The following is a 15,986-nucleotide window of genomic DNA, read 5'->3' on the forward strand; positions in this document are numbered from 1 at the left end:
AAATTTGAGAGACTCACGAACAACTTTCGTTGTTCAGTGTTTCAATTTTCAGCTTGATCCAGATTTTTAAAGAGCAAATATCTCAAACATCACTCGTAAGTGAGTTTTGAGATACAGAGGTCGGCGACTTTCACTCACAAACCAGCAAGTGGCGTCCCCTAGGGGATTCGAACCCCTGTTACCGCCGTGAAAGGGCGGTGTCCTGGGCCTCTAGACGAAGGGGACGTATCAGTCTGCTTCGCAAGACGCCTTGCTTTTTACTTTCTATCAGACAATCTGTGTGAGCACTTCAAAGAACGCTTCTTTAAGGTAAGGAGGTGATCCAACCGCAGGTTCCCCTACGGTTACCTTGTTACGACTTCACCCCAGTCATGAATCACAAAGTGGTAAGCGCCCTCCCGAAGGTTAAGCTACCTACTTCTTTTGCAACCCACTCCCATGGTGTGACGGGCGGTGTGTACAAGGCCCGGGAACGTATTCACCGTGGCATTCTGATCCACGATTACTAGCGATTCCGACTTCATGGAGTCGAGTTGCAGACTCCAATCCGGACTACGACGCACTTTATGAGGTCCGCTTGCTCTCGCGAGGTCGCTTCTCTTTGTATGCGCCATTGTAGCACGTGTGTAGCCCTGGTCGTAAGGGCCATGATGACTTGACGTCATCCCCACCTTCCTCCAGTTTATCACTGGCAGTCTCCTTTGAGTTCCCGGCCGGACCGCTGGCAACAAAGGATAAGGGTTGCGCTCGTTGCGGGACTTAACCCAACATTTCACAACACGAGCTGACGACAGCCATGCAGCACCTGTCTCACAGTTCCCGAAGGCACCAATCCATCTCTGGAAAGTTCTGTGGATGTCAAGACCAGGTAAGGTTCTTCGCGTTGCATCGAATTAAACCACATGCTCCACCGCTTGTGCGGGCCCCCGTCAATTCATTTGAGTTTTAACCTTGCGGCCGTACTCCCCAGGCGGTCGACTTAACGCGTTAGCTCCGGAAGCCACGCCTCAAGGGCACAACCTCCAAGTCGACATCGTTTACGGCGTGGACTACCAGGGTATCTAATCCTGTTTGCTCCCCACGCTTTCGCACCTGAGCGTCAGTCTTCGTCCAGGGGGCCGCCTTCGCCACCGGTATTCCTCCAGATCTCTACGCATTTCACCGCTACACCTGGAATTCTACCCCCCTCTACGAGACTCAAGCTTGCCAGTATCAGATGCAGTTCCCAGGTTGAGCCCGGGGATTTCACATCCGACTTAACAAACCGCCTGCGTGCGCTTTACGCCCAGTAATTCCGATTAACGCTTGCACCCTCCGTATTACCGCGGCTGCTGGCACGGAGTTAGCCGGTGCTTCTTCTGCGGGTAACGTCAATAAGCAAAGGTATTAACTTTACTCCCTTCCTCCCCGCTGAAAGTACTTTACAACCCGAAGGCCTTCTTCATACACGCGGCATGGCTGCATCAGGCTTGCGCCCATTGTGCAATATTCCCCACTGCTGCCTCCCGTAGGAGTCTGGACCGTGTCTCAGTTCCAGTGTGGCTGGTCATCCTCTCAGACCAGCTAGGGATCGTCGCCTAGGTGAGCCGTTACCCCACCTACTAGCTAATCCCATCTGGGCACATCCGATGGCAAGAGGCCCGAAGGTCCCCCTCTTTGGTCTTTCGACGTTATGCGGTATTAGCTACCGTTTCCAGTAGTTATCCCCCTCCATCAGGCAGTTTCCCAGACATTACTCACCCGTCCGCCACTCGTCAGCGAATCAGCAAGCTGATTCCTGTTACCGTTCGACTTGCATGTGTTAGGCCTGCCGCCAGCGTTCAATCTGAGCCATGATCAAACTCTTCAATTTAAAAGTTTGATGCTCAAAGAATTAAACTTCGTAATGAATTACATGTTCACTCTTGAGACTTGGTATTCATTTATCGTCTTGCGACGTTAAGAATCCGTATCTTCGAGTGCCCACACAGATTGTCTGATAAATTGTTAAAGAGCAGTGCCGCTTCGCTTTTTCTCAGCGGCGCGGGGTGTGCATAATACACTTTCCCGCTACAGAGTCAAGCATTTTTTTGCTTTTCTCTGTCAGGATTCTCAGGAGAATCCCGCTGACCCGGCGGCGTGTTCGCCGTTGTTCCGTGTCAGTGGTGGCGCATTATAGGGAGTTATTCTGAGCTGACAAGAGGAAATTTAAAATAATTTTCCGAATGCGCATTTTTTCAGCAAAACACCTGTAAGTGTGCCATAAAACAAGCAATTTGCCGTTTTTGCAACCGCAATCACACTTCCAGGTGGCATACTAAAGAGGAATAAAAAGAAAAAGGAAGATAAGTAATGCCTTTAAGCGCACAACAGTTAGCTGCACAGAAAAACCTTTCATATGTTCTGGCTGAGAAGCTGGCACAACGAATCTTAAAAGGTGAATACGCACCTGGCACCATTTTGCCGGGTGAAATTGAACTGGGTGAGCAATTTGGTGTGAGTCGTACTGCGGTACGCGAAGCGGTCAAGACGTTAACGGCAAAGGGGATGGTTTTACCGCGTCCACGAATTGGTACGCGTGTCATGCCACAATCCAACTGGAATTTTCTTGATCAAGAGTTGCTCACCTGGTGGATGACAGAAGAGAACTTTCATCAGGTCATTGATCACTTTTTGGTTATGCGTATCTGTCTGGAGCCGCAAGCCTGTTTACTGGCTGCAACTATAGGAACAGCAGAACAGAAGGCGCATCTCAACACGCTAATGGCCGAAATGGTTGCATTAAAAGATAACTTCCGCCGAGAGCGTTGGGTTGAGGTCGATATGGCCTGGCATGAGCACATCTATAAAATGAGCGCCAATCCGTTTTTGACCTCTTTCGCCTCGCTATTCCATTCGGTTTATCACACTTACTTCACGTCAATAACCAGTGACACCGTGATAAAGCTGGATCTGCACCAGGCGATCGTCGATGCGATTATCCAAAGCGATGGCAACGCGGCATTTAAGGCTTGTCAGGCGCTACTACGCTCCCCTGATAAGTAACATAACAAACGGGATGGCGGGTTTTCCGTGTATTGCGGCGATGGACTTCTCTATACAGACACTAAATATCACCATCCGGAATACCACCTTATCCGCTATTGCTCATTGCCTCGCCAAGCTATCCGCCATCATCAGTTATACGCTGACGATGGCAATGCTTATTCCGGATAAGTTATTACTGTTGCTTCAGTAGTAATTGAAAGCAACTGATAGTAATAATTTGATTAAACGCCAGCAAAAATCTAAGCCGAACCGCGCGCCATCAGAATCGGAGTAAGTTGTAATCGTTGTTGCTGTAAGGTTGGCTGCGCCATTCGGTGGATGAGTACATCAATCGCCAGCTCTCCCAATTCATCTTTCGGTTGATGGATAGTGGTGAGCGGTGGCGTCATATAACGTGCCAGTTCAATATCGTCATAACCAATCACCGCGATATCCTGCGGGACATGCAATCCAGCCTGGTACAACGCCTGGTAAACACCCACTGCCATTGCGTCATTTCCGGTAAAGACCGCCTGAGGACGCAGCGAATGTGATAACAGCTGTCGCATAGCGTCAAACCCGCCGTTAAATTCAAAATCGCCAGTCACTTCATAGCCATCAGGAATGTCGAGGCCAGCACGTTTCATCGCCGCCCGATAACCTTCCAGTCGCAAACGTGCAGGCGTTTTATCCAGAGGTCCGGTAATACAGGCGATACGAGTATGACCTTTGTCGATCAGATATTGCGTCGCTAAATCTCCGCCCAGCAACGAGTTATCCTGAATGAGATCGCTGTCGCCATCGAACGGCGCCCAGTCCATCATCACGGTTGGCACTGTCGGATAACGTTGCATGATTTCACGCGAAGGCTGATGCGTTTCGGTGCAGAGTAACAGCAAGCCATCAACACGCTTTTGCATCAACGTTTCCAGATTACGATTCATTCGCTGCTCATCGCCTTCGGTATTACAAAGGACAAGACTATAGCCGCGTTCGAAGCAACTGCGTTCAACACCACGCACCAGTTCAGAATAGAAAGGATTAGTGCTGGCGGTGATCAACATGCCAATGGTATGTGTTTGATTAAGCTTGAGACTACGTGCCAGAGCTGATGGCGCGTAATTGAGTTCTTTAATCGCCGCTTCAACTTTGGCGGTAATCGCTTCACTGACGAAGCGATCTTTATTGATGACGTGAGAAACTGTTGAGGTAGAAACGCCCGCCAGGCGGGCAACATCTTTCATTGTAGCCAAGCGTCACCTCTGCCTGTCTAAAAATGCGTCGATCTCTTCACGCCACGGTACGGAAGGTTGTGCGCCTTTACGTGTTACGGCAATCGCAGCGGCGGCATGGGCAAAACGAATCGCCTCTGGCAATGGTTTTTCTTCCAGCAACGCCGTGATTAACGCGCCGTTAAAGGTATCCCCGGCAGCAATGGTATCGACAGCCTGCACCCGGAATCCAGGAACGCGCTGACCTTCACCATTCACGCTAGCCCATACACCACGACTTCCTAAAGTAATCAGTACAGTACGGATACCTTTTTCATGCAGTACCTGCGCCGCCTTCGCCGCATCTTCATCATTTTCAACACGAATACCGGTGAGCTTTTCTGCTTCCGTTTCGTTTGGCGTAATAATGTCCACCAGCGCCAACAGTTCGTCAGGAAGTTCGCGAGCAGGAGCCGGGTTAAGCGCAACGATAGTCTTATTTTGATGGGCGATTTTCGCCGCTGCCATCACACTTTCGAGTGGTGATTCCAGCTGCATTAATAATGCTGAGGCATTCGCAATACGCTCGCGTTGTGCTTCTACCAGCACAGGGGAAAGGGCAGCGTTAGCGCCGGAATGAATACCGATGACGTTCTCGCCTTCGCCATTAACAAAAATCAGCGCCACACCTGTTGATTCGCCTTTGATCACGCTGACCGGAGAAATATCGATGTTATCAGTGGCGAGTTGCTGACGAACGCTCTCACCAATGCTGTCATCACCCGTACAGGCAATAAACGCGATATTCGCACCGCTACGCCCTGCTGCCACCGCCTGATTCGCACCTTTGCCGCCAAATGCGACTTGATAGTGGTTACCGGTTACGGTTTCGCCTGGAGTAGGAAAAGATTGAAGATTAAGGATATGGTCAGCATTAATGCTGCCAAGAACAACGAGGCTGCCTGCGTTTTGCATATTCGGGATGTCCATAAAATGCGCCACCGGGTTAGGGTGGCGCGTGCCCTGCTTTTCTTTATATTACACGTTCATCTGTCGATGACGTATTGATGCCACTATCAGGTTATAAAACCTGACCAAGACTACTGCTTAACAACCAGTTTCAGATCAACCGGATATTTCGCCTGAACTTTTTCGCCTTTCAGAACTTTATCCGCGGTTTCGACACCTTTCGCGCCAATCTGATCGGGTAACTGAGCGATAGTCGCTGCCAGTTTGCCATCATTTACTGCTTTTTCGCCATCAGGTGTACCGTCAAATCCGACGACCATCACATCCGATTTACCTGCAGTTTGCAGCGCACGCAGTGCGCCCAGCGCCATTTCATCGTTCTGCGCAAACACTGCCTGCACATCCGGATGAGCGGTAAGTAGGTTCTGCATTACGTTCAAACCTTTGGTACGGTCGAAGTCTGCCGGCTGGCTGGCAAGGACGTTAAATTTATGAGCAGCAACAGCCTGCTGGAAGCCTTCGCCACGTTCACGGGCTGCGGATGTACCGGCAATGCCTTGCAGCTCGATAACTTTGGCACCTTCGCCCGCTTTCTTCGCGATGTAATCACCGGCGATTTTGCCGCCCAGTACGTTATCAGAAGCAATGTGGCTCACCACTTCGCCTTTCGTGGCCTGGCGGTCAAGGGTGATAACCGGGATGTTCGCCTGGTTTGCCATCTTCACGGCGTTACCCACCGCATCGGAGTCGGTCGGGTTAATCAGCAGAATTTTGGTGCCGCGAACGGTTAAGTCCTGCACGTTCGCCAGCTCTTTCGCCGGGTTGTTCTGGGAGTCCAGCACCACCAGGTTATAGCCGAGTTTATCCGCCTCTTTCTGCGCGCCATCTTTCAGCGATACAAAGAACGGGTTATTGAGTGTGGAAACCACCAGCGCAATGGTGTCTTTTGCCATTGCATTCGCACTAACGGTGGCGCTTAGCGCAACAGCAGAAACCAGGGTAGCCAGTTTTTTCATGTTCATATTCAAGATGTCCTGTAGTCGTTATTACTGCTTTTTGTTGTCTACCAGCACCGCCAGCAAAATCACCACAGCTTTGACGATCATCTGGTAATAGGAGGAAACACCTAACAAATTCAATCCATTATTAAGGAAGCCAAGAATTAATGCGCCGATCAACGTCCCAACAATGCGACCTTTTCCGCCCGCCAGGCTCGTACCGCCCAGAACCACTGCCGCAATAGCATCCAGCTCATAGCCAGTCCCCGCCGTGGGTTGTGCGGAGGAGAGGCGCGCCACTTCAATGATCCCGGCCAGTGATGCCAGCAGACCACAAAGAGAATAGACGATGATTTTGATTTTATTGACGTTGATACCAGAAAGACGCGTTGCCGCTTCGTTGCCGCCCAGCGCGTAGATGTAACGCCCCAGACGCGTGTGATGCAGCATGTACCAGGCCGCGAGGAAGACAATCCCCATGATCCAGACTGGCGTCGGTACGCCCAGCGGACGACCAATACCAAACCAGCCAAACAGATCGGCGTTCTCAGTAAAGCCGGTATTCACTGGGCTTCCGTTGGTATAAACCATGGTCACGCCGCGCAGTAAAAGCATCATAACCAGCGTGGCGATAAACGCCTGGACGCGACCTTTCGCTACAATCACCCCGGTTACCGCGCCAATTGCGGCACCTAATGCCAGTGCGGCAGCGACAGCCACCAGCGCGTTGACTTCAATGCCGACGATAGATGCAGCAACTGCGCCAGTCAGCGCCAACAGAGAACCGACGGACAGGTCGATGCCCGACGTCAGGATCACCAGCGTCATCCCGACCGCCATAATGGCGTTCACCGAGGTTTGCTGGAGAATATTGAATAAGTTATTGATGGTGAAAAAGTTCGGGCTTAACGTCGAGACAATCGCGATCAGCACCAGCAGAGCGATAAGCGATTTCTGCTCCATCAGCCACGCTTTCGTGAAATAACGGCGACCAGAAACAGTCTGGGTTGTCATTTTTTTACTCCTGATTCACGCGATTAAGCTTGCCCACAGCGGCAGCCATTAACACTTCCTGGGTGGCCTGCTCACGAGTAAATTCCCCGCTGAGATGCCCTTCATGCATGACGATGATGCGATCGCTCATGCCTAATACTTCTGGCATCTCTGATGACACCAGAATGATGCTCAAGCCATCGGCTTTGAACTGGTTAATCAGTTGATAGATCTCTTTTTTCGCGCCGACATCTACACCACGGGTAGGTTCATCAAGGATAAGTACTTTCGGACGCGTCATCAGACCGCGGGCAATCGCCACTTTTTGCTGATTGCCACCGGAGAGCAGGCCAATTGCCTGTTCCATTGACGGCGTTTTCACATTGAACAGGCGAATAAAATCACTCACAGCCTGTTGTTCATCGGCATGCTTCAAACTGCCGCCAGTACGGCTGAAGTAGCGCAGCGCAGTCAGCGACATATTTTCTTTTACTGACATGCCCAGTACTAAACCGTCGCGCTTACGGTCTTCAGAGATATACACAATGCCGTTTGCCAGGCCATCCTGCGGTGAACGAGTAATAACTTCATGCCCATCCAGCGTGACATAACCGCTGGTGCGCGGCAGTGCGCCATAGAGCACTTTCATCAATTCGGTACGCCCCGCGCCCATCAAACCAGAGACGCCAAGGATTTCGCCATTGCGTAGGGTAAAAGAAACGTTGTTAACACCAGGTCCGCAGAGATTATCGACTTTCAGGCGGATATCTCCCGGCTCTTTGTCCAGGTGTGGATACTGCTCTTCCAGCTTGCGGCCCACCATCATCTCAATCAGCGAATCTTCGGTCAGTGATGCCACTTCACGCTCGGCAATAAATTGCCCGTCACGAAAAACGGTAACGTCATCGCAAATCTCGAAGATTTCTTTCATGCGGTGGGAGATATAGACAATGCCGCGCCCTTGCGATTTCAGCTCGCGGATGACGCGGAACAGGGATTCGGTTTCGGTATCAGTCAGCGCATCAGTCGGTTCATCCATAATGATGACTTTCGACTCAAAGCTCAGCACTTTGGCGATTTCAACCATTTGCTGGTCACCGATGGAAAGATCGCCCACCAGCTTGTCGCTTTTAAAGCGCAGGTTAAGTTTAGCCAGTAATTTATCCGCTTCGGCATACATGGTTTTCCAGTCAATTTTGCCAAAGCGATTAACAAACTCACGACCGAGGAAAATGTTTTCGGCAATGGTCAACTGCGGGATCAGGTTCAGCTCCTGGTGGATAATCCCAATCCCGGCTTCCTGGGAAGATTTCGGCCCGGTAAATGTCGTTTCTTTCCCCAGCCATAAAAGCGTACCGGCATCGCGAGTATAGATACCGGTAAGCACTTTCATCATGGTGGATTTACCCGCGCCGTTTTCGCCTACCAGCGCCATCACGCGGCCCGGATAGACATTTAACGCGGCGCCCGAGAGGGCTTTTACGCCCGGAAAGGCTTTATCAATGCCTTTAAGCTGTAGTAATGCTTCCATGACGACCTCAGAACGTCACGCCAGCACAGAGAATGATATTCGCATACGGAGAACATTCTCCGCTGCGAATTACCGCCTGACTTTCTGCGGTTAGTTGTTTGAATTGTTCATGCGTGGTGTAACGAATTTCAATGGTGTTTCCCTGGTGTTGTTGCAGCTGCTCAAGGTGAGTGAGCAACGTTTCGTGGAGTTGCGGATTATGTTGTTTGATCTCTTCCGCGATAATGGCTGCCTCAACCTGCATTTCACTCGTAACAACTCCCAGTACCTGCATAAAAGAAGGTACGCCCTGGGTTAATGCCACATCGATACGCGTTGTACTTTTGGGGATGGGTAAACCAGCATCACACACCACCAGCGTATCGGTATGCCCCAGACGGGAGATCACCGACGAAATATCAGAATTAAGAACGGTGCCTTTTTTCATTTTTTTCTCCATCAGCGAAACGTTTCGCTGACCAGCAGTTTAATCCTGACTGAACAGAGAAAACCATCGCAACGTTACTGAAATGTGATCAACATCGAAACGTTTTACATCGTGATTAAGCATGAAAAACAAAAACGCCCCCTTTATGGAGAAAGGAGGCGTCTGGCGTTAGATTTCGACCTGAGTACCTAGTTCAATAACCCGGTTTGGTGGGATTTCAAACTGATCTGGTGCACGCAGTGCATTACGCTGCAACAGCAAGTACAGTTTGCCACGCAAACGTAAGTACCACGGGCGTTTGCCGAGGATCAACGACTCATGGGACATAAAGAAGGAGGTTTCCATCATCCGGCAACTTAACCCTTCCAGGCCACAGCGGTGGAAGACTTCTTCCACGTTTGGAGTTTCCCGCCAGCCGTAACTTGCCACCACGCGCCAGAAAGTGGGCGACAGTTGTTCAATCTGTACCCGACGGACGTTATGGACATATGGCGCGTCTTCGGTGCGCAGAGTTAACAGAATTACCCGCTCATGCAATACCTTGTTATGTTTCAGGTTATGCATCAGCGCAAAGGGAATGACGTTGATTGCACGCGACATGTACACCGCAGTTCCGGGAACGCGAACGGGCGGTGATTTCTCCAGCGAAGCAATCATCGCTTCCAGAGAATTACCATGTTCATGCATCCGTCGCAGCAGGCGGAAACGCTCGCTCTTCCAGGTGGTCATCACGATAAACATCACCGTACCGAGGCTCAATGGCAACCAGCCGCCGGAGAGCAGTTTATCGAGGTTAGCGGTGAACAATGGAATATCGACACAAAGGAAGGCTATCAGGATCAGCGCAACAAAATACTTATTCCAGTGCCAGTTCTGACGCGCCACGGTAGTCGAAAGAATAGACGTCAGCACCATGGTTCCGGTTACCGCAATCCCATACGCCGCCGCCAGGTTACTGGAGTGCTCAAAGCTGACAATCACAATCACGACCGCGACATAGAGCATCCAGTTCACAAACGGAATATAGATTTGCCCTGACTCCATTTCGGAGGTGTGAATGATACGCATCGGCGAAAGATATCCCAGACGTACCGCCTGACGCGTCAATGAGAAAACGCCAGAGATAACTGCCTGCGAGGCAATCACCGTTGCCAGTGCAGCGATGATCAGCAGCGGGATTAGCGCCCAATCCGGTGCTAACAGGAAGAACGGGTTCTTAATCGCTTCCGGGTTCTTTAACAACAGCGCTCCCTGGCCGAAGTAATTAAGGGTTAAGGAAGGCAAGACGACAGTGAACCACGCCAGGCGAATCGGGAACTTACCAAAATGCCCCATATCGGCATACAGCGCCTCGACTCCGGTAATCGACAGCACCACCGCCCCTAATGCAATAAAAGAAACCGTTTTGTATTCAAGGAAGAAATGCACCGCCCACATCGGATTCAGTGCATGCAGCACTTCCGGGTTAGCAATAATGCTACGTAACCCAAGCCCTGCCAGAATCAAAAACCAGGTCAGCATGATCGGCGCAAACAGCTTACCGACCATAGCCGTGCCATGTTTTTGAATCATAAACAGTAAAGTAAGAACGATGATTGAGAGGGGAACTATCCAGGTATCCAGTTGCGGGGCGACGATTTCCAGACCTTCAATGGCAGACATCACCGAAATAGCGGGAGTAATGACGACTTCACCATAGAAAAAGCTGCCACCGATTAGCCCCATAATCACTAACATTGAGGTCGTTCGAGCCGACGTATTACGCCCGGCAAGCGACATCAACGTCAGAATTCCCCCTTCTCCGGCGTTATCCGCGCGCATCACGAAGGTAAGGTATTTGATGGAAACCACAAAGATTAGCAGCCAGAAGATCAGCGATAAAAAGCCAAACACAGCATCGCGTTCAACGCCAAAACCAAACTGGCCGGACAAACATTCACGAAGTGTATATAACGGGCTGGTACCAATATCGCCGTAGACAACTCCAATCGCCGCGAGGGTAATCGCGGGCAACGATTGCTTATTATCAGTGCTCATAGACTAGTCTTTCGTTGAAATATGAAATGTGTGCGTAGTCCCTTGGCCCACAAAAAAGCGCACAGTATGCACGATTAACGGCAAAATCGTACTCCTAAATGCGGCCACATTAACCTGGCTCAAAGAAAAATATCCCTTCTTTGAGACTATTTTTGCCACCAGCAAGAAACGTCTATACTCGCAATTTACGCAGAACTTTTGACGAAAGGACGCCACTTCATTATGGCTCACCCTCATTTATTAGCGGAAAGAATTTCCCGCCTGAGCAGCGCGCTGGAAAAGGGGCTTTATGAACGTAGCCACGCTATCCGCCTTTGTTTGTTAGCGGCATTAAGTGGTGAAAGCGTGTTCTTGCTTGGCCCTCCAGGTATTGCTAAAAGTCTGATCGCCCGTCGCTTAAAATTCGCCTTCCAGAATGCGCGCGATTTTGAATATCTGATGACCCGCTTCTCCACCCCGGAAGAAGTTTTTGGCCCCCTTTCCATTCAGGCGTTAAAAGATGAAGGACGCTATGAACGCTTAACCAGCGGTTACCTGCCGGAAGCAGAAATCGTCTTTCTGGATGAAATCTGGAAAGCTGGCCCGGCGATTCTTAATACCCTGCTCACCGCCATTAACGAACGTCAATTCCGTAACGGTGCTCATGTCGAAAAAATCCCGATGCGCTTGCTCGTGGCGGCCTCCAACGAGCTGCCGGAAGCAGACAGCAGTCTGGAAGCGTTATATGACCGCATGCTGATTCGTCTGTGGTTAGATAAAGTGCAGGATAAAGCGAATTTCCGCTCCATGCTGACCAGCCAACAAGATGAAAATAACAATCCGGTTCCTGCCGCCTTGCAGGTCACTGATGAAGAATATGAACGCTGGCAGAAAGAGATTAGTGAAATTACGCTGCCCGATCATGTATTTGAGCTGATTTTTATGCTGCGCCAGCAACTGGATAAATTACCGGATGCACCTTACGTCTCCGATCGTCGCTGGAAAAAAGCGATCCGCTTATTGCAGGCCAGCGCTTTTTTTAGTGGTCGCAGTGCTGTTGCCCCGGTTGATCTTATCTTGCTGAAAGATTGCCTGTGGTATGACGCGCAAAGCCTGAATTTGATTCAACAACAAATTGATTTATTGATGACCGGTCACGCCTGGCAACAGCAAGGGATGTTGACCCGCCTGGGCGCGATTGTGCAACGTCGTCTGCAACTCCAGCAGCAACAAAGCGATAAAACAGCCTTAACGGTAATTCGTCTGGGCGGCATTTTCAGCCGTCGTCAGCAGTATCAGCTTCCTGTCAACGTTACTGCTTCCAATCTGACTCTGCTGCTGCAAAAACCGTTAAAACTGCATGATATGGAAGTCGTTCATATCACCTTTGAGCGTAGCGCGCTGGAACAGTGGCTGAGCAAAGGTGGTGAGATTCGTGGCAAACTGAACGGTATCGGCTTTGCCCAGAAACTGAATCTGGAAGTTGATAGCGCCCAACATCTGGTTGTACGCGATGTAAGTTTACAAGGCAGTATGCTGGCGCTCCCCGGTTCATCGGCTGAAGGTCTGCCAGGTGAAATAAAACAACAACTGGAAGAGCTTGAAAGCGACTGGCGTAAGCAACATGTTTTATTCAGCGAACAGCAAAAATGTCTGTTTATCCCTGGCGACTGGTTAGGTCGCATTGAAGCCAGCCTACAGGATGTCGGCGCCCAGATTCGCCAGGCGCAACAATGCTAACACTGGATACGCTCAATGTGATGCTGGCCGTCAGCGAAGAGGGATTGATCGAAGAGATGATCATCGCGCTGCTGGCCTCACCGCAGCTGGCGGTCTTCTTTGAAAAATTCCCACGACTGAAGGCGGCAATCACTGATGATGTTCCCCGCTGGCGTGAGGCGCTGCGCAGTCGGCTGAAAGATGCCCGAGTCCCGCCGGAACTCACCGAAGAGGTGATGTGCTATCAGCAAAGCCAGCTTCTCTCCACGCCGCAGTTTATTGTGCAGCTACCGCAGATTCTGGACTTACTGCATCGTCTGAATTCCCCGTGGGCCGAACAAGCCCGACAGCTGGTTGATGCTAACAGCACTATCACTCAGTCATTGCATACGCTTTTTCTCCAGCGTTGGCGCTTAAGCCTGATTGTGCAAGCGACGACCCTGAATCAGCAGTTATTAGAAGAAGAACGCGAACAACTGTTGAGCGAAGTTCAGGAACGCATGACATTAAGCGGACAGCTCGAACCAGTTCTGGCAGATAACAACACCGCAGCCGGTCGTCTGTGGGATATGAGCGCCGGTCAGCTTAAACGCGGCGACTATCAGTTGATTGTGAAATACGGGGAATTTCTTAACGAACAGCCGGAACTGAAACGTCTGGCGGAACAGCTGGGACGTTCGCGGGAGGCCAAATCAATACCCCGCAACGATGCGCAGATGGAAACCTTCCGCACCATGGTGCGCGAACCGGCAACCGTTCCTGAGCAGGTTGATGGCCTGCAACAAAGCGATGATATTTTACGCCTTCTGCCGCCGGAACTGGCGACACTGGGCATCACTGAACTGGAATATGAATTTTATCGTCGGCTGGTGGAAAAACAGTTGCTCACCTATCGTCTGCACGGTGAATCATGGCGTGAAAAAGTGATCGAACGCCCGGTGGTACATAAAGATTACGACGAACAACCGCGTGGACCGTTTATTGTCTGCGTAGATACTTCCGGCTCAATGGGCGGTTTTAATGAGCAGTGTGCGAAAGCGTTCTGTCTGGCCTTGATGCGCATAGCCCTCGCTGAAAATCGACGCTGCTATATTATGTTATTTTCCACCGAGATCGTCCGTTACGAGCTTTCAGGCCCACAAGGTCTTGAACACGCGATCCGCTTTTTAAGTCAGCAGTTTCGTGGCGGCACCGATCTGGCCAGTTGTTTTCGCGCCATTATGGAACGTTTACAAAGTCGGGAATGGTTTGACGCTGATGCGGTGGTGATTTCTGATTTTATCGCCCAGCGGTTGCCTGACGATGTGACGAGTAAAGTGAAAGAGTTGCAGCGGGTACATCAACATCGCTTTCATGCCGTGGCGATGTCGGCACACGGCAAACCCGGCATCATGCGCATTTTCGATCATATCTGGCGCTTTGATACCGGGATGCGAAGCCGCCTGCTCAGACGCTGGCGGCGATAAACGATTACAGCAGAGAAGGGACGCTCTCGCGAACGGCTGCTGGCCATACACCACACTGAACCTGGCCGATATGTGGCAGTTGCAGCAGCAGCATGGTCAAACGAGACTGGCCGATACCGCCGCCGATGGTCTGCGGCATTTCACCACGCAGCAGCGCCTGATGCCATTCCAGCTGCAGACGATCTTCATCACCGGTCAGCGCCAGTTGATGCTTCAGCGTGTCGGCATCCACGCGGATCCCCATGGAAGAAAGCTCAAACGCATCTTCCAGTACCGGGTTCCATACCAGAATATCGCCGTTCAGACCCGCATGGCCCAGCTCTGACGGGGTGCTCCAGTCATCATAATCCGGTGCGCGCACGTCGTGGCGATGACCATCACTCAGCTTGCCACCAATCCCGACGAGGAATACCGCGCCAAGATCTTTCGCAATCGCCCGCTCACGCCCTTTGGCATCGAGATCCGGATAACGAGACAGTAACTCCTGGCTGTGTACGAAGTGGATCTGATCCGGCAGGAACGGTGCCAGACCAAACTCTTCGCTAACAGCAGCTTCGGTTGCTTTAATTCCCGCCCAGATCGCCTCTACTGTGCTTTTCAGAGTGGAGAATTGACGCTCACCGTCGCCCATTACGCGTTCCCAGTCCCACTGGTCAACATAGACCGAGTGCAGCGGGGAAAGACGGTCTTCATCGGGGCGAAGGGCTTTCATGTGCGTGTACAGCCCTTCGCCCACGCTGAAGTCGTGTTGCCCTAATGTCTGACGTTTCCACTTCGCCAGTGAATGAACCACTTCGAACTGGGCATCAGGCAGAGCTTTCACTTTTACCTGTACCGCTTTTTCACAGCCCGACAAGTTATCCTGCGTGCCATCCCCCACACGGCTAAGAATCGGCGCCTGGACTTCAATCAGCCCTAAGCGTTCTTCCAGTTGACGAGAAAAGTGAGATTTCACGAAGCTAATTTGACGTTGTTTGGCAATGTAAGCGGTTTTCATTTTTTATACTCCTGCGTCCTGTTGCTTATGATTAAGCAACAAAAACCGACACACATGCAATAATCATTCAATAAAAAGCCTAACTCACTTTTGATTCGTTAAAAAATAAGGCTAAAATAGAATAAATCATCAATACACATAAGAAAATCCTATGGAAAATTATCTGATCGACAATCTGGACCGCGGCATCCTGGAAGCATTAATGGGTAATGCACGCACCGCTTACGCCGAACTGGCGAAACAATTTGGTGTCAGTCCGGGGACGATTCACGTTCGTGTAGAGAAAATGAAGCAGGCGGGGATCATTACCGGCGCCCGTATCGACGTCAGCCCAAAACAGCTCGGTTATGACGTAGGCTGTTTTATCGGCATTATCCTGAAGAGCGCAAAAGACTATCCTTCCGCGCTGGCAAAGCTGGAAAGTCTCGACGAAGTCACCGAAGCCTATTACACCACCGGCCACTACAGCATCTTTATAAAAGTAATGTGCCGCTCGATCGACGCCCTCCAGCATGTACTTATCAACAAGATCCAAACAATTGATGAAATTCAGTCCACCGAGACACTGATCGTCCTGCAGAACCCGATCATGCGCACCATCAAGCCATGATCAGCTTTTTTAATCCCATACTTTTCCACAGGTAGATCCCAGC

At 50.8% G+C, this 15,986-nt stretch carries 12 protein-coding genes, 1 tRNA gene, 1 rRNA gene and 2 pseudogenes; 6 read left to right on the forward strand and 10 right to left on the reverse strand.

Annotated elements, in window-relative coordinates; all coding sequences use genetic code 11:
- Positions 1-149: 149 nt before the first annotated feature.
- Positions 150-225 (reverse strand) — tRNA-Glu (locus FEM44_RS09890).
- A gap of 85 nt (positions 226-310) precedes the next feature.
- Positions 311-1,852, reverse strand: a 16S ribosomal RNA gene (locus FEM44_RS09895).
- Between the two features lie 479 nt (positions 1,853-2,331).
- On the opposite strand from FEM44_RS09895, the gene FEM44_RS09900 reads away from it, so the two are divergent.
- The 3 genes and pseudogenes from FEM44_RS09900 to FEM44_RS25980 all read left to right on the forward strand — a co-directional run.
- Positions 2,332-3,024 (forward strand): FadR/GntR family transcriptional regulator, encoded by a 693-nt coding sequence (locus tag FEM44_RS09900; RefSeq protein ID WP_135523364.1) that lies wholly within the window; start codon positions 2,332-2,334, stop codon positions 3,022-3,024.
- Positions 3,025-3,037: 13 nt separating this feature from the next.
- Positions 3,038-3,190: pseudogene (locus tag FEM44_RS25470) on the forward strand (MFS transporter); the annotation flags it as partial.
- Between the two features lie 30 nt (positions 3,191-3,220).
- Positions 3,221-3,301: pseudogene (locus FEM44_RS25980) on the forward strand (hypothetical protein); the annotation flags it as partial.
- Here the strand turns inward: FEM44_RS25980 and rbsR are convergent.
- The 7 genes from rbsR to kup all read right to left on the reverse strand — a co-directional run bounded on the left by rbsR (position 3,267) and on the right by kup (position 11,172).
- Positions 3,267-4,259 (reverse strand): ribose operon transcriptional repressor RbsR, encoded by a 993-nt coding sequence (rbsR, locus tag FEM44_RS09910; protein WP_130215068.1) that lies wholly within the window; start codon positions 4,257-4,259, stop codon positions 3,267-3,269. The pseudogene FEM44_RS25980 and the gene rbsR overlap by 35 nt on opposite strands.
- Before the next feature lie 3 nt (positions 4,260-4,262).
- Positions 4,263-5,192, reverse strand: a complete 930-nt coding sequence (rbsK, locus tag FEM44_RS09915) for a ribokinase (RefSeq protein ID WP_135523375.1) — start codon at positions 5,190-5,192, stop codon at positions 4,263-4,265.
- Positions 5,193-5,317: 125 nt separating this feature from the next.
- Positions 5,318-6,208 carry a ribose ABC transporter substrate-binding protein RbsB gene (gene rbsB / locus FEM44_RS09920; protein WP_001056273.1) on the reverse strand — a complete coding sequence of 297 codons (891 nt, stop codon included), beginning with the start codon at positions 6,206-6,208 and terminating at the stop codon, positions 5,318-5,320.
- A gap of 24 nt (positions 6,209-6,232) precedes the next feature.
- The gene (gene rbsC / locus FEM44_RS09925; RefSeq protein WP_000211858.1) at positions 6,233-7,198 is read right to left on the reverse strand and encodes a ribose ABC transporter permease; all 966 of its coding nucleotides are present in this window, start codon (positions 7,196-7,198) and stop codon (positions 6,233-6,235) included.
- Positions 7,199-7,202: 4 nt separating this feature from the next.
- Positions 7,203-8,708, reverse strand: a complete 1,506-nt coding sequence (rbsA, locus tag FEM44_RS09930) for a ribose ABC transporter ATP-binding protein RbsA (RefSeq protein WP_135523362.1) — start codon at positions 8,706-8,708, stop codon at positions 7,203-7,205.
- A 7-nt stretch (positions 8,709-8,715) separates the two neighbouring features.
- Positions 8,716-9,135, reverse strand: coding sequence for a D-ribose pyranase (gene rbsD / locus FEM44_RS09935; RefSeq protein WP_130206840.1), 420 nt, complete (start codon positions 9,133-9,135; stop codon positions 8,716-8,718).
- A gap of 168 nt (positions 9,136-9,303) precedes the next feature.
- Positions 9,304-11,172 (reverse strand): low affinity potassium transporter Kup, encoded by a 1,869-nt coding sequence (gene kup, locus FEM44_RS09940; RefSeq protein ID WP_000102319.1) that lies wholly within the window; start codon positions 11,170-11,172, stop codon positions 9,304-9,306.
- Positions 11,173-11,394: 222 nt separating this feature from the next.
- Here kup and ravA point away from each other — a divergent pair, with 222 nt between their 5' ends.
- Together ravA and viaA are read left to right on the forward strand one after the other, a co-directional pair.
- Positions 11,395-12,891: an ATPase RavA gene (gene ravA, locus FEM44_RS09945; RefSeq protein ID WP_135523361.1), complete on the forward strand. Its 1,497-nt coding sequence runs from the start codon at positions 11,395-11,397 to the stop codon at positions 12,889-12,891.
- On the forward strand, positions 12,885-14,336 hold the full coding sequence (viaA, locus tag FEM44_RS09950) for an ATPase RavA stimulator ViaA (protein ID WP_135523360.1): 1,452 nt from the start codon (positions 12,885-12,887) through the stop codon (positions 14,334-14,336). The genes ravA and viaA overlap by 7 nt, the downstream gene beginning before the upstream one ends.
- Before the next feature lie 4 nt (positions 14,337-14,340).
- Here viaA and asnA read toward each other — a convergent pair whose 3' ends face one another.
- Positions 14,341-15,333 carry an aspartate--ammonia ligase gene (asnA, locus tag FEM44_RS09955; RefSeq protein WP_000845136.1) on the reverse strand — a complete coding sequence of 331 codons (993 nt, stop codon included), beginning with the start codon at positions 15,331-15,333 and terminating at the stop codon, positions 14,341-14,343.
- Positions 15,334-15,484: 151 nt separating this feature from the next.
- On the opposite strand from asnA, the gene asnC reads away from it, so the two are divergent.
- Entirely contained in the window at positions 15,485-15,943 is a 459-nt protein-coding gene (gene asnC / locus FEM44_RS09960) for a transcriptional regulator AsnC (protein WP_000432970.1), read from the forward strand.
- The last annotated feature ends 43 nt before the right edge of the window (positions 15,944-15,986 follow it).

The sequence above is a fragment of the Escherichia sp. E4742 genome, from assembly GCF_005843885.1.
Taxonomy (GTDB): Bacteria; Pseudomonadota; Gammaproteobacteria; order Enterobacterales; family Enterobacteriaceae; genus Escherichia.